This is a genomic window from Bartonella sp. CL436QHHD, from assembly GCF_042195105.1.
In the GTDB taxonomy this organism is placed as follows: Bacteria; Pseudomonadota; Alphaproteobacteria; order Rhizobiales; family Rhizobiaceae; genus Bartonella.
On sequence record NZ_JBHINR010000032.1, the window covers coordinates 1 to 25,391 of the forward strand.

11 protein-coding genes and 1 pseudogene are annotated in these 25,391 nt (G+C 37.2%); 3 read left to right on the forward strand and 9 right to left on the reverse strand.

Annotated features, from left to right (window positions below):
• The 6 genes and pseudogenes from ACFIKN_RS03970 to ACFIKN_RS03995 all read right to left on the reverse strand — a co-directional run.
• Window positions 1–5,319, reverse strand: a 5,319-nt coding sequence (locus tag ACFIKN_RS03970) for a Vomp family autotransporter (RefSeq protein ID WP_375657945.1), incomplete at its 3' end; no start/stop codon positions are given.
• Between the two features lie 385 nt (window positions 5,320–5,704).
• The gene (locus tag ACFIKN_RS03975; RefSeq protein WP_375654307.1) at window positions 5,705–6,010 is read right to left on the reverse strand and encodes a hypothetical protein; all 306 of its coding nucleotides are present in this window, start codon (window positions 6,008–6,010) and stop codon (window positions 5,705–5,707) included.
• 156 nt (window positions 6,011–6,166) lie between these two features.
• Window positions 6,167–6,424 (reverse strand): annotated as a pseudogene (locus tag ACFIKN_RS03980) (hypothetical protein); the annotation flags it as partial.
• 401 nt (window positions 6,425–6,825) lie between these two features.
• Window positions 6,826–12,543 (reverse strand): YadA-like family protein, encoded by a 5,718-nt coding sequence (locus tag ACFIKN_RS03985; RefSeq protein ID WP_375657946.1) that lies wholly within the window; start codon window positions 12,541–12,543, stop codon window positions 6,826–6,828.
• Between the two features lie 636 nt (window positions 12,544–13,179).
• Window positions 13,180–18,927, reverse strand: coding sequence for a Vomp family autotransporter (locus ACFIKN_RS03990; protein ID WP_375657948.1), 5,748 nt, complete (start codon window positions 18,925–18,927; stop codon window positions 13,180–13,182).
• A 978-nt stretch (window positions 18,928–19,905) separates the two neighbouring features.
• A complete protein-coding gene (locus tag ACFIKN_RS03995; RefSeq protein ID WP_273790298.1) occupies window positions 19,906–20,412 on the reverse strand; it encodes a helix-turn-helix domain-containing protein in 507 nt (168 codons plus the stop codon).
• Between the two features lie 147 nt (window positions 20,413–20,559).
• On the opposite strand from ACFIKN_RS03995, the gene ACFIKN_RS04000 reads away from it, so the two are divergent.
• The 3 genes from ACFIKN_RS04000 to ACFIKN_RS04010 all read left to right on the forward strand — a co-directional run bounded on the left by ACFIKN_RS04000 (window position 20,560) and on the right by ACFIKN_RS04010 (window position 21,625).
• Entirely contained in the window at window positions 20,560–20,802 is a 243-nt protein-coding gene (locus tag ACFIKN_RS04000; RefSeq protein ID WP_375654266.1) for a hypothetical protein, read from the forward strand.
• A gap of 104 nt (window positions 20,803–20,906) precedes the next feature.
• Window positions 20,907–21,353: a hypothetical protein gene (locus ACFIKN_RS04005; RefSeq protein WP_375642970.1), complete on the forward strand. Its 447-nt coding sequence runs from the start codon at window positions 20,907–20,909 to the stop codon at window positions 21,351–21,353.
• Window positions 21,354–21,355: 2 nt separating this feature from the next.
• Window positions 21,356–21,625: a hypothetical protein gene (locus tag ACFIKN_RS04010; RefSeq protein WP_012754562.1), complete on the forward strand. Its 270-nt coding sequence runs from the start codon at window positions 21,356–21,358 to the stop codon at window positions 21,623–21,625.
• 319 nt (window positions 21,626–21,944) lie between these two features.
• On the opposite strand, the gene ACFIKN_RS04015 is transcribed toward ACFIKN_RS04010, so the two are convergent.
• The 3 genes from ACFIKN_RS04015 to ACFIKN_RS04025 all read right to left on the reverse strand — a co-directional run bounded on the left by ACFIKN_RS04015 (window position 21,945) and on the right by ACFIKN_RS04025 (window position 24,406).
• Window positions 21,945–23,156 carry an MFS transporter gene (locus tag ACFIKN_RS04015; RefSeq protein ID WP_273790295.1) on the reverse strand — a complete coding sequence of 404 codons (1,212 nt, stop codon included), beginning with the start codon at window positions 23,154–23,156 and terminating at the stop codon, window positions 21,945–21,947.
• A 594-nt stretch (window positions 23,157–23,750) separates the two neighbouring features.
• Window positions 23,751–23,999: a hypothetical protein gene (locus ACFIKN_RS04020; RefSeq protein ID WP_375658046.1), complete on the reverse strand. Its 249-nt coding sequence runs from the start codon at window positions 23,997–23,999 to the stop codon at window positions 23,751–23,753.
• A gap of 17 nt (window positions 24,000–24,016) precedes the next feature.
• Window positions 24,017–24,406 (reverse strand): dTMP kinase, encoded by a 390-nt coding sequence (locus tag ACFIKN_RS04025; RefSeq protein ID WP_375657949.1) that lies wholly within the window; start codon window positions 24,404–24,406, stop codon window positions 24,017–24,019.
• Window positions 24,407–25,391 lie beyond the last annotated feature (985 nt).

Sequence of the window (25,391 nt, forward strand, 5' to 3'; positions counted from 1 at the left end):
TATGCCCCAATGACCACCAGCACTCGTGGCAGAGAGATTAGAGCGGATTTTTCCGTTTTCAGATGTATAACCAGCACCAAGGGCAAATGCGGATTGTCCACGCCATGTGCCGCTACCAAATGAGACACTCAAAGATCCTGGCTCGTCGAAGTAACGTAGGTTGGATACTGCTAGACCAACGGCGGCTGCTTGCCTTGCCTCTTTCCGTACGCTCTTAATATCATAACTTAAAATATTAAACTTCATATCTGTATATCGGTCAGACCGATCAACAGCATCATCAATGGCATTAATAACAATATTATCCACCCGACTATCCGTATATTTTTTTGCATCATCGAGAACAATTTTCATCTGTTGCTGAGTGTAATCATGCAGTTGACCACCATTCACAGCTTCTTTCGAGTCCTTCTCAATACGGCCATCCGCAACATTATCAATTAAAACAGGTTCACTGGAATCTCCACCCTCTAAAGTGATCCTATTGGTTTTGTTTCCTTCTCCATCTTTATCATAGTTAACTGCGCCATCAGAAAGATTATTAACCGTGTTCTCAATATTATCAACTCTGTCTTCAATATTGAAAACCGTTTCACCAATATTCGTAACCGTAGTGGAAATATTGTCGACTCTGTTTTCAATATGCTTAATATCTTTTTCAACGCCAGTGATACGTTCGTTGGTCTCCCAAAGCTGTCCGCCATTGACTGCATCTTTTGACCCTTCTACAATTTTACCATCTGCTACATTGATAATCTTACTTGGTTGACCATCATGGCTAGCGTCATAAGCTTTTTTCTGCTCATTCCAATTTAAACCATTAGACGAGACATTGTTTTCAACATTTTGAATGCGGTCGTTTATCTTAGACATACTCTCACTCACGCCGTCAAAAGCACTGGCAACGTTATGATAATTCTTCTTTTCACCAGAGCTACCGTCAGCCTTGAATTGTGCTATCTTGAAAGTAGGAGCAGTCCATTCTCCATTATTATAGTCAGCGCCACCACCAAAATACGCAGCCAATTGGTTGCTCATAAGATAAAGTTGCGAACCATTTATAGCATCGGTTGAATTAGCAGAAATATCTCCATTGGCAAGAAACTTAATTTTGCTATTGGTTCTTCCCTCTCCATGCTGTGCTACAAATGCCTGCTCATCACTGTTCCACAACAAGGCGTCCCCTTTAACTTCTTGAGTAATATTCGTGATTTTTTCATTGACATCGTTTACCACATTCGTCAGATGCGTATTCACACTCTTCACATTTGCATCAAGACCTGTCAAAGCTGAGCCAACGTCATGATAATTGGCTTTTGCCACCTGACCATCTTCAACAATAACAGATAAACTATATTTTGGTCCTTTAAAGGCACCATTTTCGAATGAAGCATCACCACCAAAATAATTTGCTATATCTCCAGATATTTTATTAATTTGGTTCCCATTGATTGCATCATGCGATCCTTGCGCAATTATGCCATCTTTAACATTATGGAGAGCAACAGGGTCTTGGTTATCTACCCCACCTAAAGTTACGCTACCATAATTAATGGCACCATTTTCTTTATCGTAGAGAACTGCAGCAGCTCTTGTGAGATTAATATCATTAGAAATCATCTCTATACTTTTATCAAGCTGGGCTTTGTTAACAGCTTCATCACTCCACTCTGCAGCTTTTACACCGGAAATTGTACGAGCATCACCAGATTCGTTTGCAACATTGATTTCTATACCACCTGTTGACTCACCAATGGTGATAGCACCTTCATTCTCTTCCTGCTTAACGAGGCTATTTTTTGTCGCATTCGTAATCTGATTTTGAATATTCGTGATAGAAGCATCAACAGCATTAAAAGTAGATTCAAAACCATTATGTGGCTTACCCTGAATAGTGTAAGTGGGAGCCTTACCGTTAGATACATCTGCACCACCACCAAAATATTGAGATGTATTTTGAGAAATTTTTTCTAGATTATTCGTAACAGTGGTAACATTCTGATTAGTAACAAAAAGTTGTGAACCATTTACCGCATCGGTTGAATTAGCAGAAATGTCTCCATTGGCAAGAAACTTAATTTTGCTATTGGTTCTTCCCTCTCCATGCTGTGCTACAAATGCCTGCTCATCACCGTTCCACAACAAGGCGTCCCCTTTAACTTCTTGAGTAATATTCGTGATTTTTTCATTAACATCGTTTACCACATTCGTCAGATGCGTATTCACACTCTTCACATTTGCATCAAGACCTGTCAAAGCTGACCCAACGTCATAATAGTTGGCTTTTGCCATCTGACCATCTGTATCAATAACAGATAAACTATATTTTGGTCCTTTAAAGGTACCATTCTTGAATGACGCACCACCACCAAAATAATTTGCTATATCTCCAGATATTTTATTAATTTGGTTCCCATTGATTGCATCATGCGATCCTTGCGCAATTATGCCATCTTTAACATTATGGAGAGCAACAGGGTCTTGGTTATCTACCCCACCTAAAGTTACGCTACCATAATTAATGGCACCGTTTTCTTTATCGTAGAGAACTGCAGCAGCACTTGTGAGATTAATATCATTAGAAATCATCTCTATACTTTTATCAAGCTGGGCTTTGTTAACAGCTTCATTAGCATTTACAGCTGCCTTCACACCAGAAATCGTCCTATCGTTGCCTGCATTATTTGCAACATTGATTTCTATACCACCTGTTGCCTTACCTATGGTGATAGTACCTTCATTTTCTTCTTGTTTAACGAGGCTGTTTTTTGTCGCATTCGTAATCTGATTTTGAATATTCGTGATAGAAGCATCAACAGCATTAAAAGTAGATTCAAAACCATTGTGTGGCTTACCCTGAATAGTGTAAGTGGGAGCCTTACCGTTAGATACATCTGCACCACCACCAAAATATTGAGATGTATTTTGAGAAATTTTTGCTAGATTATTCGTAACAGTGGTAACATTCTGATTAGTAACAAAAAGTTGTGAACCATTTACCGCATCGGTTGAATTAGCAGAAATGTCTCCATTGGCAAGAAATTTAATTTTGCTATTTTCTTTGTCTGCTCCATGCTGTGCTACAAATGCCTGCTCATTATTACTCCACAACAGAGAATCTTTAGAGACACCATCAATTTTCTGAGTAAACTCATTGGCTACATGTGTTAAGCGGCTATTCACATTGTTGATATTGTCATCAAGCCCTGTCAAAGCATCACCAACATTATTATGGTCCTTAGTTATTGCTACACCATCTTCAGAAATTTGCGATAAATGATAGTGCGGACCAAACAAAATACCTTCGCTAAATTCCGCATCACCACCAAAAATGACTGCTACATCTCGGGATATTTTTTCAATCTGGCTACCATTAATTGCATCATGCGATCCTTGCGCAATCATGCCATCTTTAACATTATGGAGAGCAACCGGTGCCGTAGTCTTATCACCACCTAAAGACACACTATTATAATTAACGGCTCCATCTGCTTTTTTATCGTAGAGAACTGCAAAAGCACCCACTTTCTGAATATTGAACACCTCTTCACCAAGATCAGTAACCGTAGCTGATATGTTAGTAACCTTATCGTTAATATGGACAATATCCTTTTCAGCACCTGCAACACGATCATTCGTCTTCCAAAGCTGACTACCATTGATTGCATCATGCGAATTTTCAATAATTTTCCCATCTTTAACATTACGGAGAGCAACCGGTGCTGTAGTCTTATCACCACCTAAAGACACACTATTATAATTAACGGCTCCATCTGCTTTTTTATCGTAGAGAACTGCAAAAGCACTTCCCTCTTCAATGTTATTAATACTGTTACTAATATCTGCTATACGCCCATCCAGTTGTTCTTTATTAACAGCGTCATTAGCATTTACAGCTGCCTTCACACCGGAAATTATCCTATTTTCACCAGATTTGTTTGCAACATTGATTTCAGTGCCACCTGTTGACTCACCAATGGTGATAGCACTTTCATTTTCCTCCTGCTTAACGAGGCTGTTTTTTGCCACATTCGCAATCTGATTTTGTATATTCGTGATAGAAGTATCAACAGCATTAAAAGTAGATTCAAAACCATTATGTGGTTTGCCCTGAATAGTGTAACTGGGCGCCTTACCGTTAAATACATCCGCTCCACCACCAAAATATTGTGATATATTATGAGTTACACCTTCAACTGTATTCTCAATCTTCCCTAACTGCGCAAAATTCACTGCATCCTCAGGTTCTTCCCCAGCTGCCACTCCTGTAATCTGCTTATTGCCAGCATCAATACCATCCACAGTTATACCAGCCCCATTAGCAAACAGAATGCCATCATCACTTATAGAGCTTCTTCCAGCGGTAACTCGTTCCACTGTAATATTCTTAGCTAGATCAAATTTTACATTATTGTCTTCCTCACCTTTTATAATCGTAAGGTTGCCACTTGCCGCTGACAAATCTACAGTATCTTTTATACCAACGGCTTTAGCATTTTCACCCCCAACGGATAGGTTCCAACCTTGATCTACGTATTTTTGTAATGATTTTAACTGCGCAACATTCACAGCATCAGTATTATAAGTACCAGCTGCCACCCCCTCAAGCTGGCGCGCCATCTTCTCTTTATCATTACCAATAGTCGCTATACCTGCATTACCTACCCATACATGACTATCATCACCTGATAAACCTTTAGTGAAAGGATCATAACCGGCCATGCCAAAACCTGAGACAGTCCCAGAACCGTCCCCAAGAATAACCTTTCCATACGCCCGCGTTTCAGGCCCAGACCCTATAGCAACAGTTTCATCACCATCAGCCCTCACTCGTAAAGAATAAGCATTTACGAATGCATCTCTATTATCATCTTGGTTATTATATCCGGCATCTATCGCGATATTACCTAGTCCTAAAGCGTGCGCTGTAGAGTCTATAGCTACACTTTTCCCCTTTTCCGTATATTCCTCTGGATCTAAAATAACAGCGCCACCCACTGTAAAGATATTTTGCGCATCTTTCCATACAGACCTTCCGTCGACTGTTAAAACATTTATGGCAGAATTATCCCCCCCCATACCACTTGTATAATCATTATAAGCAGAAAGAGTACTTTGCGGATAAACCACGGCAGCATTCTTCACATTTTCAAGAGATGCTTTTGTTAAATCGAGATTTGCTGAAAAAACAGGAGAAACATTCGATAAAAACAATGCCACCGCAGTTCCTAACGAAGCTACTTTAAACAATGATGATCGATGATGTGAACGAGAAAAACTCAAATCACGCAGATTTTGTGTAGTATATAATTTTTTCATAATACCCCCTTCATAATAATAGATTAAAAACACAAAAAAGGTATGCTCTAGAACTCTAAAGCTTTCTTATTTCCTTTGCGTGTTCCTGCTTTTACAGCGTGTTTTAGGTCATAAATAAAATTAAGACATAAGCTGTTGTTTCTACAGCGTCTTTAGAAGGGTAATTAGGGGAAGGTTCGTGAAAATCAATTTGAGGAAGGTAAAAAAATACTTAATATTAGAATAGATTTCATTTTTCTACTAAAGGTTGTGTGTCGTTTTTAGCTTTGATCTCTTTGAAAGAGGTATAATTTTTGTTGTGCCTATTGATCATCCGCTAGGCATCAGTTTATTTTTCGTGAATAAGATTTTTTTATTTCATTAGAGGATTTATGAAAGCTTTTTACTAAAATGCCCCATCTATATCCTTACTAATGGTAATGTGTCTCGTTGCTGTATCCTGTTTTACAAAAATACTCACTGCTACTTGTTCTTTTATTCCCTTCAGTTGTGAAAAATTCATTGCACTATCTAGCACCCATATCTTTAGCTGCCTCATCAGAAATAGACAGTTTTCAACCTTTTTTCTTACGACTTCTTCTAAATCTTGCAACTGTCTAAGGTTCACTGCATCGGCAGATTTTCTATCAGCTGCTACGCCAGCTGCTACGCCTATAATTTGTCGCGTTATGTTCTTACTAGGAACACCAATACTTACTGCAACTTTCGTACTTTTCCATTGAGATTAGATGTTTTTAACCGGTCCTTGCAGAACAGACGTATCTCCAAAAACGCCAGCAGCTCTACCAGACACAGAGTTGTTCCCGATAGCTCTCCCATCAACCATCACTTTCTTTAGAATGGGAACCTAAAGCGATACTTCCACCCCCTTTTGCTTTTGAATAGAAGCCCATAGAAATAGCTTCTTGAGCAAATGCATATGCACGGAGTGACCAAGAGCAATCGAACCATATTCTAAAGCTTTAGAAACAGCTCCTACTACTGTTGAATAATCACTCTTCGAAAGAGTATAATCATTTTCCCCGTGTTCGCTCTTCTTATTATATTCACCACCTACTGCGACACTGCTTTTCTCTAAAGCATGAGCCATATTGCCTACAGCAACGCTCCATTCTTTTTCCGTTTGCGCTCCACTACCCTAAAGCAATACTTGTGTTTGGAGTACATTGCATATCCTGTAGATCGTTGCATTATAAAGCATACGTTTAAAACTATACGAAAATAAAAGCTAAAACTGTCTTCTTTTAATAAAGGGTATATTCGTATTTACATTGCTTGAAGCATTTTAATAAATCAAAATAATAGCAATCAATTTTTTGAATCTTTACCACTAAGCTCTTTTATTCTCAACAAAAGTTGTAATAAGCTTTTTATATTCGGATTTTATATAATTACGGGAGTTTTATACATTTAGAATAGCTTTAGAGAGTTCTGGAAGAAAGTAAAAAATTTGCCCTTTTCTTAAATAAGAAAAAGGCAAATCAATTTTATGGATTTAGTCGTTTATTAGTTGAGTATCACATTAACCCCTGTACTTATACCCCAGTGACCTCCAGAAGTGGTAATTGACAAGTTGGAACCAATATCACCGTTCTCTGAAGTATAACCTGCACCAAAAGCAAAAGCAGATTGACTACGCCATAAACCACTACCAAATGCGATTGTTAATTTTCCAGGAATATCACTATAGCGTAAACCAGCTACCGCTAAACCAACAGCTGCTGCTTGTCTTGCCTCTTTTCGAACATCCTCAACAGCATAACTTAATGTCGAAAACTTCATATCCGTATACGAATTAGCCCCACTAACTCCATCTTTTACAAGATGAGAAATTTGCTCATCCGTATACTTATTGGCACTTTCAAGCACAAAATCCATCTTATCTTTTAATTGACCGCCATTAACCGCTTCTTTCGAATCCTTTTCAATCTTTCCATCGGCTACATTGGCTATTAATACTGGAGAACTTTCATCTCCACCAACTAAGCTAACTTTATTGGTCTTTTTTCCCGTTTCTTTATCTTTATCGTATTGTACAGATCCCTCCGTAACTCTATTTTCAATATCCTTGACCTGATCTGTAATCATCTGCTGAGTTTCCCAAAGCTGTCCTCCATTCACTGCTTCTTTTGAATCTCTGTCTACCTTACCATTCGCTACATTGATAATCTTACTTGGACTCTTAACACCCTGAGAATCCACATGAGATGCATCATAACTTCCTTTTTCTTCATTCCAATTCAGACTATTCAAAGAGGTACCCTTTTCAACTTCTTTTATACGATCGTTGATAGTGCTCATGCTGTCATTAACAACATCAAATGCTTCAGAGACATTATTACGTTCCTCTTTATCACCTTTCGTACCATCCTTATTAAAGACCTGAACAGTGAATTTTGGTCCTTGCCAGTTTCCTTCCTTATCATAACCAGCTCCTCCACCAAAATATGAGGCAAATGTCTGTTGAAGTGTATAAATCTGACCACCATTAATCGCATCCGTCGAATCTTCTGATATCTTTCCTTTCGCAAGGAACGTGATCTTGCTGTTTTCCTTGTTACCTTCTTTCTCATGCTGTGCTACAAACGCACCTGCATCATCACTCCACAACAACGCATTTTGCTCAATGTTGTCTGAAATCTCATTATGAAGATTCTTGAAAACCTTATTTACACCGGCAAACGCGGCTGCAATGCTATCATAATTCTCCTCTTCAAAGCTTCCATCTTCTTGGAAAGTCATTATCTTGAAACCTGGAAGCGCCCAGCCATCACCATCATACTTAGCATCACCACCAAAATACTTTGCTAGCGACTGATTCAGATCATAAATCTGTCCGCCATTAACCGCATCACTCGAGCCTGATACTATAGAGCCAGCCGCAAGTGATGTGATCTTGCTTGCTTTTCTGTCATCACCTTTCCCATGCAGAGCGATAAAAGCTTTGTCACCATCGCTCCAAGATAAAGAATCTTGTGCAACTCCCTCTGAGACCTCCTTAATGCGAGCGTTCACATTCTTGATATTGTCATCAAGTCCTTTAAAGGCAGAACCAACATCGGTATGCGGTTTATCTGTTACTTCGCCACCTTTATCAATACTGGATAAATTATAAGTTGGCCCTTTAAAAGCACCACCCTTAAATTCAGCATCTCCACCCAACAATTTTGCTATATCCATTGAAAGAATGTGAACCTGTCCTCCATTGATAACATCCGTTGAGTTTTCCGCAATCGATCCGGCGGCTACATTATGGAGCGCAACAGGTGTAGCATCCTTCCCTTTCCCAAAAGTTACATTTGTATAATCAGTTTGATTATCTGTTGTTTTATCGTAAAGAACAACAGAAGAACTATCAGACAGAAGGGTATCAGAAAGATCCTTCAAACCTTTATCAAATTGTTCTTTGTTCACAGCTTCATTGGCTTTTTCTGCTGCCTTCACACCAGAAAGGGTTCTATCCTTACCACTCTTGTTTGCGATATTGATTTCACTACCTTCTACTCCTTTACCAATGTTGATAACATCTTCATTTTTCGTAACAAGCAAATTACTGATTACATCGCTGATCGCAGTTTGAACCTTTGTGAAAAGTTTACCCACACCTGAAAATGCATCTGATACATTCTTATAGCTTGATTCAGCTTCAGTGCCATCATCATTGATAATTTTGAGCTTAAAATCAGGAACTTTCAATTCCCCATCCTTATATTCAGCGTCATCAGAAAAATATTTTGCAACCTTATCGCCCAGTGAATAAAGTTGAGAACCATTTACGGCATCCATCGATTCTTTCGTAATATCTCCTACAGCAAGCGATGTGATTTTACTTGCCTTTCTGTCATCACCTTCCCCATGCTGGGCGACAAAAGCTTTGTCAGCATCGCTCCAAGATAAAGAATCTTGTGCAACTCCTTCTGAGACTTCCTTAATGCGAGCATTCACATTCTTGATATTATCATCAAGTCCTTTAAAGGCAGAACCAACATCGGTATGCGGTTTATCTGTTACAACACCTTTTTCATCAATATTCGATAATTTATACCCTGGTACTTTAAAGTTTTTTCCATCAAAGGATACATCTCCACCTAAAATTTTTGAGAAATCATCTGTGATGATATGAAGCTGTCCACCCGTGACTGTATCATGTGAACCCTTGGCAATCTGACCATCAGCAACATTGTGAAGTGCTACAGCAGCAGAATTTGCACCTTTTCCTAAAGTCACACTCGCATAATTTATAGTGTTATTATCACCCTCTTTTTTATCGTAGTGAACAACGGCTGAATCATCAGACTGAAGACTGTTAGAAAGCTTCTTTAAACTTTCATCAAGCTGACCTTTATTAACCGCTTCATTATTTTGTGTTGCTGCCTTCACACCAGAAAGAGTTCGATCTGCTTTGCTACTATTAGCGATATTGATTTCACTGCCTTCTACTTCTTTACCAATAGTGATAAATTTGGTTGCTTGATCTTTCTTAACAAGGCTATCACCTTTCACATTGGCAATCTCATTATTAATCTCTTTGCTAATCTCATTTCTAATATTTGTGAAAGAATTACCAACTCCAGCCAAAGCATCCGTCACATTGCCATAGTCTATCTCTTCAGATTTACCATCATCCTTAACTGTCTTAACCTTAAAACTTGGAGCTTTCCATTGTCCTTGCTCATCATAACCTGCACCTCCACCAAAATAGGTTGCAAGTTGTTCGTTCAGCGAATAAAGCTGACCACCCGTGACAGCATCCGTTGAATCTTTAGAAACAACACCATCTAAAAGAAACGTAATTCTACTGTTTTCTTGTGTCCTGACAGCTCTGCCTTTTTCTTCTTGCTTCTTTTCATGACGTGCTACAAAGGCATTAGCTTTATCGTTCCATAACAAAGCATCACCTTTAACTTGCTGAGTAATATTCGTTATGTTTTTAGTAAGTTCGCTAAACTTATTTGTTACATTATCATTGACATTCTTGATATTGCTATCAAGCTGGCTTTTGTTAACAGCGTCATTATTGTTCTTTGCTTCCCCAACACCAGAAATTATCCGATCCGCACCGCTTTCATTTGCAATATTGATTTCTGCGCCACCTACTTTTGCACCAATAGTGAGACGACTCGTTGTCTTATCTTGCTGAATAAAGCTTTCGCTTTCCACTTTGGTAATCACATTATTAACCTGTTCAGTCAATTTATTCTGAACATTTGTGATAGAAGTACCAACACCGGAAAGTGCATCCGCTACATTCTGATAATTCTTGTCAAAAGAAGTACCATCCTCACCAAACTGCTTGATCTTGAAATCCGGTGCTTTCCATTTGCCCTCTTCATCATAACCAGCACCACCACCAAAATAGGATGCAAGCGTGTTACCCATTGTATAGAGCTGACCACCATTTACTGCATCTGTTGAGTTTTGGGTAATCTCACCACTTTCTAGAAACGTAATTCTACTGTTTTCTTGTGTTCTTACAGCCCTGCCTTTTTCTTCTTTTCTCTTTTCATGACGCGCTACAAAGGCATTGGCTTCATCATTCCATAACAAAGAATCCTGTGCTACTCCTTCAGAAACTTCTTTAATCCGTGCATTCACATTCTTGATATTTGTATCAAGACCAGTAAATGCACTCCCAACATCTTTAAAAGAGCCCTCTGTTATATTACCCTTTGTATCAATCTTGGATAAGTCATAAGTTGGTCCCGTCATGTCAGAACCAGCAACTCCTGCACCTCCACCAAAATATTTTGATGTATTCGCCATAGCCGTTTCCAGATTTCTCGCTGTGGACGAAAGACCCTCATTGGTTTTGCTTAACTGTGAAAAATTAACTGCATCGTTCGCTCCAGTGCCATCCGACACTCCTGTAATCTTTTTACCCCCAGCATCTATCCCAGAAATGATTATTTTCGGACCATCAGTAATTACTAAGCCCGTAGCATCGAAGGTATTTTTACCTGCCTTTACGCTCTCCAGTGCAATGTCTTGAGCCAGATCAAACTTTACTTTATTGTCATCTTCGCCCTTTGTAATATTTAGGTTGCTACTTCCAGCGGAAAAATCTACCGCGCTATCCATAAGAACAGTTGTAGCATTTTTATCTCCAACAGAGAATTTCCAACCGTTTTGTCTTACAACTTGTTCTAAGTCCTGCAACTGTTTAAGGTTCACTGCATCGGTAATATTAGAACCAGCAGCTACGCCTGTAATTTGTCTGGTTATACCCTTACTATAATCACCAACACTAACTGAGCCCCGCGTACTTTTCCATTGCGCCTCAACGTTTGTTGCAGACCCCTGCAACAAAGAAGTGTAGCCAAGCTCACCAGCAGCCCTATCAGCTACAGAATCGCTTCCTAGAGCAACACCTGCCGCAACCGTCACATTAGAGCTAGCGCCTATAGCAATTCCCTGCAGCGCCTGCTCCTGTGCATATGCATTGTACCCCATAGCAATCGCTTCATTTGCATAACTATGTGCTTTACTACCGAAGGCTATTGAAAAATCACCGAATGAAACTGTTCTCTGTTTTTCATCATAACTATCGGTTAGAGAAGAACCGATTGCAATGCTATTTTTAGTATCTCTACTCCTACCGGCTAAAGCAGTTAAGCCGATTGCAATCCCTTGGTCAGCCTTCGTCTGCGCTACCTGCCCGTAAACAATAGCATCATGAGATTCTCCCTGAGCTCGTTCACCATAGACAAGAGGATTACCCAAAGGATTACCAAAACTCTTATTCCTAGTTATCTGATCTCCCTTTACAACACTTGGAGTTAAAGCTGCTCTTGTTATTTTTTCACTTCCAGCATTCATATCAATTGAACGTATCGAATCGCTGGATTTTACCAAAACATTCACTATAGGACTATAATCGCTCACACCAGTAAGAGTTTTGGTTAAAAAATTTGCATAGTCATCAGCAGCACTTACCTTGGATGTCAAAGAAACATTCAGCGCTGTTAAATAATTTTCCTGTGATGCACTAGAAGAATCCAAATCACTGTTATAGCTATCATAAACAGAGACAATACTTTGTGGATATATCTCAGCAGTATTCCTTATGTTTGAAGAAATCTCTTCTCCTGAATCAAGATCATTCGAAAAAACAGGGGAAATACTGGCTAAAAGTGCAGCTATTGAAGTCAAGGATAGGACTTTAATAAAAGGAAAACGGGAAAATTTTAAATTGCTCCCTGCTAATTTTGTATATAATTTTTTCATAATGAACTCCCCAATGAAAGAAATAACTATAAACACAAAAAAGACACATTTAAACGCTATAAAGTTTCCTAAATTTGGTTTTTCTAAACGTATTCAAAAATTTAGTACCGGACTGCAAAGATAGAGAAGTTGTGTTTTTAGCTTTTATGGTTAATGTGTTTTGCTCTTTTACATTTCCTAAGAAAGTAAATTTCTTTGTGGTAATTAGTTTTTTTAACTTTTAAACTTATTGTTTGTTTTTTGCAAGGGTTAGAGTTAATTTAGTGGATTGTTTTATAACTTCTTCCAGTAAAGTTGAAATACATTTGAATGTGTACTTTTATCTTAGTAGAAAACTTTTTAATAGATTTGTAGTAGAGCGAAAGTTTTTTTCTATCTGTAAAGCGCTACAGATTTTTCAGATTTAAAAATTAAAGAAAAAATAATGAACTTATAATTTATGGAAAAATTTATTATCTTATTTTGAAATAAGAAGTTCATTTTGTTGAAAGTGTATAGGTTTTTTCTGTTTTTTAAACCTGTATTTGTCGTTATAGCGCTTATCAATTTATATATAATTTTTACATACGTAACAACAATTCACCCCTGCCTCATGAGACAGGGGTGAAAAGGAATTTTTATGTATTTTGTTTATTATCAGTTCAATGTCATATTGAATCCCGCACCTACACCCCAGTGACCTCCAGAAGTTGTTGCGGATATGTTAGAGCGGTATTTTCCATTTTCTGAGGTGTAACCTGCACCAAAGGCAAATGCAGATTGACTACGCCATAAACCAGTACCAAATCCAACGCTTAATTTTCCAGGTGTATCATTGTAGCGTAAGTTAGACACCGCAAGACCAATAGCCGCTGCTTGTCTTGCCTCTTTTTTCACACTCTCAATACTGTAGTTTAAAACGTTAAACTTCATATCTGTATATTGTTTAGACTGATCAACAGCATCATCAATCGCATCAATCACAATATTATTAACCCGTTGATCTGTGTAGTGCTTGGATTCATCAAGAATAATCTTCATCTGTTCTTTAGTATAGTCATGGAGTTGACCACCATTTACAGCTTCTTTTGATCCCTTCTCAATTTTACCATCAGCTACATTATCAATCAAAACAGGTTCACTGGCATCACCACCCGCTAATGTGATTTTATTGGTCTTTTTGCCGTTTGCATCTCTGTCATAACGAACAGCGTCCTCTTCAATACCGTCAACTCTATTATTGATGTTATCAACTTTTGTATCAATATTGAGAACTACATCACCAATATCAGCAATCGTATTTGAAATATTATCAACTCTGTTGGTAAGATGCTTCACATCTTTTTCAACACCAGTGACACGTTCATTAGTTTCCCAAAGTTGTCCACCATTGACCGCATCTTTCGAACCTTTTACAATTTTACCATCAGCTACATTGATAATTTTATTCGGCTTACCATCACGATTAGCATCATAGGCTTTTTCTTTATCATTCCACTTTAAAGCATCTGTATCGACCTTGTTGATGACATCATCAATACGGTTGTTAATATTTGACATCCCATTATTAATATCACCAAAAGCATCAGCGACATTATGGTGCTCTTTCTCAACAGTCGTACCATCAGCATTGACTTGAACAATCTTAAAAGTAGGATTTGTCCATTTGCCATTCTCATATTTAGCACCGCCACCGAAATAATTAGCAAGCTGGTTATTCATGGAATAAAGTTGGTTGCCCGTAATGGCATCTGTTGAACCTTGAGCAATCTCACCATCCAAAAGATACTTCAATTTGCTCTTTGTTTTCTGCCCATCTTTTTCATGACGTGCCACAAATGCTTCTTCATCATCATCCCACAGTAAAGCATCTTTAGAGAAATCTTCAATTTTCTGATTAAACTCATTGGATACATTCGTTAAGCGTTGATTCACATCTTGAACATTTTTATCAAGACCTGTTAAAGCATCACCAACATTGTAAAAATTAGCCTTACCTACCACACCATCTACAATAGCGGATACAGTATATTTCAGCCCTTTAAAAGCACCGTCAATAAACTTTGCACCACCACCAAAAAACTTTGCAATATCTGCTGATATTTTATTAATCTGACTACCATTGATTGCATCATGAGAATCTTGAGAAAGGCTGCCATCTTTTACGTTATGAAGAGCAACTGGCCCATTACTCTTATTGCCACCCAAAGTTACACTACCGTAATTAACACTATCATCGCCATTCTTATCGTAGAGAACCGCAGCTGCAGTTGCTGTCTCAATATCTTTCGTAATATCCTTTATGCTTTTATCAAGTTGGTCTTTGTTAACAGCTTCATCGCCATTTTCTGCCTCCCGCACGCCAGAAATTTTACGTCCTGAACCACCAACACCTGCAATATTGATCTCAGTACCAGCGGTATCCTTACCAATAGTAATAACACCTGATGCACCTCCATCTTGCTTAACAAGACTATTTTTTATCACATCAGAAATCTTATCATCAATTTTATGGATAGAAATATTTACACCCGTAAACGCATCTGTAACATTATCATATGCCGTTCCATCAATAAGGAAAGTTGGTTCTATACCGGAAAGTACATCTGTACTGCCACCAAAATATTTCGATGTATTTTCAGCAACCTTGAAGAGCTGTGAACCATTTACTGCTTCTTTTGATGCTTGAGAGATTTCTCCATCTTTTATACCGAAAAGTGTTCTCTCTTGATTATCTTTATTTGCAATACTTATTTTTGTACCACCGGTTTCTTTACCAACAGTAATAAGACCGTCTTCTCCCTCCTGCTTCACAAGGCTATTTTTTGTTATATCAGAGATTTGATTGTGAATATTTGTGAAAGTATTGTTCACACCTTCAAAAGCATCAGCAACGTTTTGATAAGGCTTCTTAGAGACGGCACCATTATCGCCGATATGATAAACTTGGAAAGTAGGAGCATGCCATTCTCCATTTTCATCATATCCAGCGCCACCACCAAAATATTTAGCAACATCATTAAACCCACTGATCAAATTTGCATTAACAATCCTGATATTTGTATCAAGCCCTGACAAAGCCGATCCAACATCATTATGTTCTTTCTGTTTTACTGTACCATCTGCTTCAATAGTAGTTAAATTATATCTCGGTTTAACAAAAGCACCGTTAATAAATTTTGCATTACCACCAAAATAATTTGCAATATCTCCAGCTATTGTATTAATCTGACTACCATTTACGGCTTCCATGGAGTCTTTGGAAATTTCACCATTTTTCACACCCGTAATGGTTCGACCTCCATCAGTACCTGTGATATTAATTTTCGTACCGCCTTTTTCTTTACCAATGGTAATAAGCTTTTCGCCCTCATCCCATTTAACAAGATTATTACTTGTTACATTGTTAATCTGACTATAAATATCTGTGATAGAGCTATCGATATCTTTAAAAGCATCAGTTACATTACTATGTTTTGTATTCTGAACCATAAAAGTTGGTTTTATACCATCAATCACATTTGTCTCACCACCAAAATATTCTGATATATTCGCAGCATAATTGAAAAGCTGATGGCCATTTATTGCTTCTGTTGAATCGGAACTGACCTTTCCAACTGCAACACCAGAAATAATTCGATCCTTGCCTTCAGAGTTCGCAACTTTGATTTCAATACCTTCTTTTTCGGCACCAATGGTAATTAAATTTTTACTTTTACTCCATTTAACAAGACTATTGTCTTCTATCTCAAACTTCATTTTATATAATTGTGAAAGATTAACAGCATCATGCTCATCGCTACCATCTGCGACTCCTTTAATTTGTGTCTTTGCAGCATTAATGCCACCCTTGGTCATGTTTGGACCATCCTTGATCATGAAACCGGCATTACTCATTCTGCTATCCCCTGTTTCTACACGACCAACTTTAATATATTCGCTTAAATCAAAGGATACTTGATTGTCTTCACTTTTGACAATTTTTATATTTGTGTTCTCACTCTCATTATTATCATCGTCTTTCTGCTTAACTGCAACAAAATTCACCGTACTACCAGCTTTAACATCTGTAGCTCCCTCACCATTGACAGAAAGCTTCCAGCCTGTTGCCATCCCTGCTGTAAAGTCTTTTAACTGCTTATAACTTACTGCATCGGCATCATCTTCCCCTGCCGCTACTCCTGTAATCTTTTTATCACCAGCATCAATACCATTCGTAGTTATGCTTGGTCCCCCATCAACAAACCCAAAGCCATTATCGCTCATAATGCTGTTGCCTGTCGTGACACTCGTGAGATTAAGAGTATCATTCAAAGTAAATGTAACTCTATTATTATTGTCTTTTGCAATTTTGATATTTTTGCTTCCATCCTCACTCGCACCCGCAACAAGATCTACTTTACTCCCAGCTTTAACATCTGTAGCATTGTTCCCATCAACAGAAAGTTTCCAGCCATTTTCTGCAAGTATTTTTACTTCTTTCAACTGTTCATAATTTACAGCATCAGTATCGTCTTCTGCCTTAGCTACTTTTGTAATCTTTTTATTGCCAGCATCAATACCATTAACAGTTATGCTCGGCCCCTCATCACCGTCAAATCTAAAGCCAGCAGCATCCATAATGCTTTTTCCTGTTTTGACAGTCATTACATTAATATCATCAGCTAAATCAAAAGAGACGTTTTTCCCATTTGTATTTGCAATTTTTATATTTTTGTGACCAGTATCTTCAGCCTCAACAGCAAAAAAATGAACTGTGTTGCCTGGATTAATATCTAAAGCCTGGTTCTCTTCAACAGCAAGCTTCCAGCCGCCCCCGTTCTTTTTTACATATTCTTTCAACTGCCCAAAATTCACTGCCTCACCATCTTCAGTCGCATCTAACAGATTTCTAATGTTTGTATAGCCAGCATCAATACCATCCACAGACATACTTGGGCCTTTTCCATCATTAACATAAAAGCCATCAACAGTCATACGTGAACTGTTTTCACCGCCATCCACAAAAAAACCATCATCACTCATAGAACTTTGACCGGTAGTGACTTGCATCAACTTAAGATGATCGTTCAAAGTAAACTCAATTTTATGCTTATTCGCTTCAGTGTTTTTTGCAACCGTTAAATTGTCTTTTCCTTCATCGTTTTTACTTTTCACTGAAAAATCTACGGTATTGCCTGTATGCACATCTGTCGGATCTTTATCGTTAGCAGAAAGTTTCCAGCCTCCCCCCCCTGCTATGACATCTTTCATAGCTTTTAGCTGTGCTACGTTTACCGCATCGGTATCTCTACTTCCAGCAGCGACCCCAGTAATTTGTCGTGTTAGGTTACCATTACCAGTACCACCAACTTCACCAACACTAAAAGCCCCTGTTGTACTTACCCATGCCATACCGGTTTCTGTCGTATCACCATTAAGGTAAGGGTCATACCCCTTAACACCTTTGTTTCTATCAGAGACAGAACCACCACCGATAGCAACACCATCATTAACAAGTACCTGTGCATTTGCTCCAATCGCAACGGAATCTTCTGTTTTAGCGTATGTATGCGACCCTATAGCAATCGCATTTTCACCCTCCGCTATTACTTTTCTTTTAGGAGCAGATTCTTCAGTTCTGTCAGAGCGCCTGCCCCCTATTGCAATAGAACCTGAACCTTTAGCTTCAGCATCTGTTCCTAAAGCAATCGCAAAATTCTTTTCTGCTCTTGCCTTCGTCCCCACAGCAATGCTATTTTCACCTAATGCGGTTGCAAGTCCACCGATAGCAACCGTAGATTCCCCCGATGCTTCTGATCCCACACCCATAGCAACACTTGCTATACCACTTGCAAGTGCGGAAACACCAAAGGCTTGCGCACCCCCTGCCTTTGCTGTCGCACCTGCACCAAAAACGGTTGAATAATTACCCGTTGCAGCAGAACCACAGCCAGTAGCAAAAGAATAAACACCATAAGCCTCAGGCATAGCACTTGAAACCCCTCCAGTAGCTATTCCCATATAAGTAGCATTGTTGGTCAGAGTCCCATCACTCTGCCAAGTAACCTGTTGAGTGGTCGTACCATAAGCATTACGCCCGTTTGTCCCAGTGTAACCATTGATAAATCTATTATATTGATCTTCTGCAGTTATTCGTTGATTATCAGCAATTCCCTGCTGTTGCTTACCGCCACGACCAATAACGTTGTCTGCACCACAGAAATCATCATCACCAGCCAACACAACACTCCCATGACTACCATGTGCATATGAAACGCCGGCAAGACTTGTGCTATTATTATTTCCTCCTACGAATGCAAAGTTGGCAGCAAAAACAGGCGAAACACTCGATAAGAGTGTCGCCATTACCGTACTAAGAGAGACAACTTTAATTAAATTTGGTGTGGAATATTTTTTTTTCATAAGAACCTCCTCCAACAGAGTTCAACATCATTACAATGTGCGAAAACACACACGGCAAAACCCTTGTTTGCGCACTTCAAAAACCAATAAATCAAGACAAAACTCCCCCCTACGATACCGCTATCTTTACGACATCGCCCTAAATCTCTGCAACAACATCAAATCTAGAAAAGTCCCCAACCCTTTTAGCTAGAGGGATTCAAGCTAAAAAATCAATAAAAACACAAGACTTTGAAAATATACCGTAATCTCCATTTAAAAATACTGCGGTTTATCTCTTAACAAAATAGTTTCACTAAAGAGCAATTCTACTTTTCAAATAAAGCGCATCAGCAAAATGGCAAGAGTGTAAAAAATAATTTTTTATAAATTTGTAAAAATACTTCTCAATAAAATAGCTGTTCTTATAAACACAAATTTATGATTTTTTTAACTTATAGCACAATGTAATAGATAACGATTATCATGATAATCTCACGCTTTGTTGCTAGATAATCTGTTTCAATATATAATGCATATCTTTGAAAGAAATCTTTCTTAATATAATGATGCACGCTCTGTAAAAAGTTCCAACGTGCTCATCTTGTCCTCTTCATAAAAAGACAAAAGTGCTATAAATGATCTTTCGTTCTTCTCGCGTATATGTCTGTTACCCTTCTATAGGAACAAAACATCGTCATTGTATTTTCACTGTTGTCAGTATCTTTTCCCTCAACCAACAAATATTTCAGGAATGACACTATATTAGCTTCTTTTTGAATCAATTTTGTTTGTATTGCTACCCGTCGTTCTTTTTATGAACTGCTTTATTTTTAATCAGAACAATATATTGATTTATAATGATAGCTTCTCGTTTTTCAGGTTGAATAAAAGACTCGAAGATCGTGAGATTTTCACATTCCAAACTTGGTTATACAGCAGAAAATCAAAAAAGTTTTATTTTTTTAAAAGGCTGTTCATTCGTATCTTATGAAATTTCTAGATATGCTTTTCAGTTTCGATTTTACGCTTTAAATGTAATTTTAAAAGTGGCAAAGTGGCTTCGACTTCTTCCATATCATTGAGGTTTTGAATAAGCTCTTGCAATCTTCCATAAAGCTCTGCTGCTAATTCCGCAACATCTTCAGGAGAAAGATCTATTTTTGCATCATGATAGGTCGTATAAACTAAATGTCCCAGCTTTTTCATCAGCCCAGCAGGTATCGCTTGCGGTTTAAAACCAGCTGCTTTTGCCTTTGCCATATCTGAAAACATCTCGCCATTGCCCGTCACAAGCCAATCTAAGGAAATACCACAAATTTCTTGATATTTGGAGAGCGCAGAGGCTGTAGGCTCACTTATACCAGTTTCATAAGTTCCTACAGAGCCAGCAGTGATACCAAGATGTGCAGCAAACTGCTTACGCTCTGTAAAACCAAGAGCGTGACGCACTTCACGAAAACGTTTTGCCAACTCAGTTTTAGGTTTTGCTTCCGGACGAGCCAAAAAACACTCCAAAATCAATATAATTGTTGACTAAATAATTATATTGATTTATATCTATTATTACTGCTCCTTAAAAAGAGCAGTTATCACATACATAACCCCACAAAAACAGATGTTGCAGCATCCGTTTAAGCAGGAGCGAAAATTATGACAATTACACAAAAAATGCAATTGCCGTGGTATTTTACTGAACTGCGCTCCTGTAATATAACCTTGGAAAAACTCAAGCCTATCAGAGGCTATTTTCCAGAGTCAAAAACATTTGGACACAGGCCAATGAAAAAACTAAATGCGCCACTGCCAACTCTATCAGTTTGCATGCCAAGCCAATTCTTGCCAACGGCTTTCTCACAAGTCGCAGTCATATTCTTTCAAAAGCAAAAAGCCTAATACGATTCTCTTCATTCCATGCTGTGCAATATACCACTGAAATCTTATTACAAAAATATGCAAATGCATTTCCCATAGGTTTTTATAAGGTAAAAAGTTTATCAATGTCTAAAAATCAATATAAAATAGGCAAAATAATTGGTATTCTACAAAAAATGAGATTATCACTCGTTATTAAAAAGTTAGACGTTTACAAACCCTGTTTGCTTATTTTATATATTAATGACACTGAGTTAGCTGTAATTGGCAATAGAGATTTCAGGGTGTTTGGTTTATCGTCAGAATACTCTTCCTCTACGCACATTAAAAGCCTTTTGGCAATGTATTTTAAATGCTATAAGTTCTATAGTAAACACATTGCCATCCATATTTACAATTGGGCGCTTCAAAAACTTGGAGTAATAAAATCTTTAATAGGCATTGATTTAAAAGCGCGTATTTTGCAGAAAATTGACAAAACCATGAGGTTCGTATACATGGCAATTTTAAGTGATGATAGTGGAGTGATACTTAAAAAAGCTGCATGGAAACCTGCAACGTTGAGGAATTAAGCATGACCTCTTTATGCGATAAAGAATTATCTGATACACTGGTTGGTCTTTATGACGACTATCAACGCGGTTTCGACATTGGAGAAGAGCTTAAATTGTGCGTGGATTTGGCGTTATCTCTTGAATTGGAACTCAGTATTCATCGTTTAAGTGAAACAGATGCTGTTTTAAAAAAAGAGATTGTGCAAACCTTGCATCGTCGTAGAAATACCCATTCCAATGAAGATGAAATTGATACAATTTTTCATATGGATTTTGAAAAACAAAAATAATACAATACTCTCCCCATATGATACGATATTACCTCATTGCTTTACTTTCTACTACGCTTAAACAAAAAACTCTCAAGAAGATTTAAAGTGTTACGTTTTCGTCTTCTTAACAACAGTGAGATGAATTAAAGAAACGCATCAATTCTTTTAGATCATTATCAAAAAATAGAGAGTATTCTCTAGTATACATCAATTTATGCTTTGTTCATTAAGCACCAACTTTTACATTTTCTCAACTCTCCTTTAAAAGCAAAATATGAAATGTGCTGCAGCGTAAATGTTTATAAAATAGCGTATATTGACCACTCTTAAACGTAATTTATTGTTTTTCATGTCTATAAAACAGCACTATGAGTATTCCAACAAACGCAACAATGCTTTGAAAAAAATATATCGATTGAGGTGATATGCTACTGTTATCGCTTGCCATAATGAGGTAGACTCCGAGGATCAAGCATCCAGAGATACCATTAAAACTTGCCTGCAATCTTCCTTGGTATTCAGGATCACAAGAGAGTTGTGATAAAGAAATCGAAAGAGCCCAACTCGAAAGTCCAAATCCAATCATAAAGTAAACAGGAAAAACAACAAAATTGTGTGTATTAACAGATAGAATAGCGAGGCCAATAGCCATAAAAGCTAATAAAATGGCTAATGTTTTCCTGATAGATAAAACTTTACAAAGAAGTGGTGAAAAAAACGCACCTGTCAATACGCCCATAGAATAAAGCACCTCAAATATTGCAAAGATACTGCTATCTGCATGTAAAACCTCTTGTATATAAGGAACGAGAATAACAGGAATGGTCATCAAAAGAGTCATAATAATCATCTGGCTTATATAAGGTACAAAAAGAGCCGGATTCTGTTTAAAATAATGAAGGGATGCTGTATAATTTTCCCACCAATTTTGCTGGTTTTGATTTTTAGATCTTCGGTTTTTAGGTACCTTCATTGCAAAATTAAATAAACCAGCAATGATAAAGAATATACCACCTATTAGAAGAGTTCCTTTTGTTCCTGCATAGGACAGTATAAATCCACTTAAGCCCATACCTACGATAGTGCCAAGTTCATAAACCATATCGATGGTCGCATTTGCATTGATGAGCTGTTCCTTCAGCACAATACTTTGAATTAAAGAAATAGCTGATGGCATATAAAAAGGGATAAAAATACCCAAAAGAGCAGATAAGACCATCAATTCAATTTCTATACCAAAATGCCAAAGCATTACCCAGCTTACAATTACCAAACCTCTCACAAGATTTGAAATAATAATCTGCGTTTTACGATTATATTTATCTGCCAATATGCCAAAAATAGGCGCAAAAATAATGCCAGGCGTCCAAAGAAAAAGCATCATCAACGCTACACCACGGATTGAGCCCGTCTGATTGTAAGCGAGCCATGACAATGTAATATAATTTAGTCCACTTCCAAATGTAGCAAATAAGCCGCTCAAAGTAAAATAGAGAAAAGTTCTATTTTCAAATAAAGCAATGCGTTCCTTCAAATTTGAAGTGAACATAAATTATCCTCTAAAATGAATACCAGTCGATATGCATGATACATCCTGTTTAAAAACAGGCATTCTTACAATTTTCATTTTAGATCATTAAATTTAAGAAAGCAAAATTTCTTTTTTGAGGCTTTTACAATCTTTGTGCTGTTTTATGATTAATTCTTCTATGAAAACGGAACATTTATGGACAAAAACAAAATTAATATTTTATGTGCGTTTTATTCAGAAGCTACACCTTTATACATATGTGAAACAATTTTACGGTATGGAAGCTTCACTCACATTATTGTCCTTATTATTCCGTGCACTAAAATATGCTCGAGTATATTCCTCCATGTCGTTCTTCTATCACCACACTTCGTCTCTAAAAGAATAAACATACTATTATCCTCACAATAAATATTGCTAACTTTTCTACTCCCCTTCTCTAAATCTTTTAAAACAAGCTCATTACAGTTAGTTTTTTAATTAAAATATATAACGTGATATTTTTCCTGAACAGTTAAATTATTGCAATCATATCTCTAAAGTTTCAGATTTAGAGTACGAATACATAAAGGAGGATCTATCGTGGATAAATTGATTAATAAATGATTTTATTCATAATAAAAAACAAACTTCATCTATATGATGTCGTATTTGATGATGAATTAAAGAAACAGAAGCAGTTCCATCAATTGTTATAAACCGCTCATCTATTTCTGATAAAACTTTGTATACTTTGTAAACTTTTTCAATAAAAGAGAGTTTTTCTTCGTATTTTAAGTTTAAACCATCCCTTTTCTGCAACCGCTCTAGTATAGTAGTGGGCGGTAAATGAAGATAAAATGTAATATGAGGTCTTGGAATAGATTGATTTAATTTAACTACACTTTCAACAGAAAGTCTCGAGCATAAAAATAAGCAAGACTAGAATAAACATATCGATCGCTAATTAATAAATTTTGCGATGACGTGAAGTAAGGTTCAATAATTTCAAGCGTATGTTTGCGTCTATCTGTCGCTGATAAGAGTGCTAAAAGCAACGGATCAATTGCTTTTCCATTATCTAAGTAATCTCTAATTTCTGGATTATTTCTATTCCAATAACTGGGTTGAAAAGTTTGTATTATATGTTTTTCTATTGAGTAATGGCGAGCGATTTCTTTTGTTTGTGTTGTCTTACCACTCCCATCAAATCCACATAAGACAATAAAAGAACCAAAAAATTTCTTTGGAGACCCCATGGAATTATAAACTTTTTTATCAAGATACATTTTGTCTATATACTTTCCATAAGTTAAATTGTTTTATGTCTGAAATCTCTTAATGTTTAATAAGGTGTTTTTTAACTCGTCTCTAAACAGAAAAACACAATACTCCCGCATTTTGTATAACTTTATGATAAATGGTAGTATATAGACTTAGTTTTAAGATAAGGTTATATTTTAGACAACTTAAAATGAGATTAAGTATTTGTAAAAAATATATTTTTTTGTTCACACTCCATAACCTGCCATTTTTTGACGAATTCTAGTAGAGTTTCTGAGGATTACTCCTATAGCGTCGTGTAAGTGTATAGAAATGAGTTCGATCTCAGTATATTATTGTCCCTTAAGAGCTGCTACTAGATTGCGCTCCATAGGAAGCTAATGAAATCAACTCTATCTTTTCTCAAACCACTGCCCTCGCTATAAGCATTTGATATCCGATCCCGTCAAAAAGCAGCAGAGCAATTCTTGGAAAACATCGCTGAGATATTGAAATATGTCTTGCAAAAGCGTTTAAATCAAATGTTTCACTATATTTTTCGGTATATTCATAAACTGAAATTAAGAATATTATAATAAGACCTCAAACAACGACGACGCCCAAATCAGCCGTAATAAAGCCTCCTAAAACTGAACCAATAATACCTCTCTATCAGACAGACTACTATGTAAAGGCTTTAATACAATACCTTAGCGCTAATGCCATAAATGTTTCTGATAGATAACGAAGTTTATTGTCACAACAACATCTAACAACGGTCAATAGAAAAACCTCAACCTTGAGTATAAATAAAATCAACTTGAAAGCGCAAAATATATCTCTAGGACATAGTTATATTCGTTATCTGGCTTTCCCCTTATTGGCAAGCCTCCCGCAACAGACGCAGTAAAAATACCAGCCTCTATCGCTATTCATTCTCCTGAATAATAAGCTATCACTACCATAAACATCAGCGTTCAAATGTTCCCTACCAAAAAACTTGACATGCCC

What these genes read in the sequence shown, in the direction of transcription:
- ACFIKN_RS04015 (WP_273790295.1), bottom strand. Translation starts at nt 23,156, where the DNA reads ATGTTCACTTCAAATTTGAAGGAACGCATTGCTTTATTTGAAAATAGA.
- ACFIKN_RS04005 (WP_375642970.1), top strand. Translation starts at nt 20,907, where the DNA reads ATGTCTAAAAATCAATATAAAATAGGCAAAATAATTGGTATTCTACAA.
- ACFIKN_RS03990 (WP_375657948.1), bottom strand. Translation starts at nt 18,927, where the DNA reads ATGAAAAAAAAATATTCCACACCAAATTTAATTAAAGTTGTCTCTCTT.
- ACFIKN_RS04010 (WP_012754562.1), top strand. Translation starts at nt 21,356, where the DNA reads ATGACCTCTTTATGCGATAAAGAATTATCTGATACACTGGTTGGTCTT.
- ACFIKN_RS04000 (WP_375654266.1), top strand. Translation starts at nt 20,560, where the DNA reads ATGACAATTACACAAAAAATGCAATTGCCGTGGTATTTTACTGAACTG.
- ACFIKN_RS04025 (WP_375657949.1), bottom strand. Translation starts at nt 24,406, where the DNA reads ATGTATCTTGATAAAAAAGTTTATAATTCCATGGGGTCTCCAAAGAAA.
- ACFIKN_RS03985 (WP_375657946.1), bottom strand. Translation starts at nt 12,543, where the DNA reads ATGAAAAAATTATATACAAAATTAGCAGGGAGCAATTTAAAATTTTCC.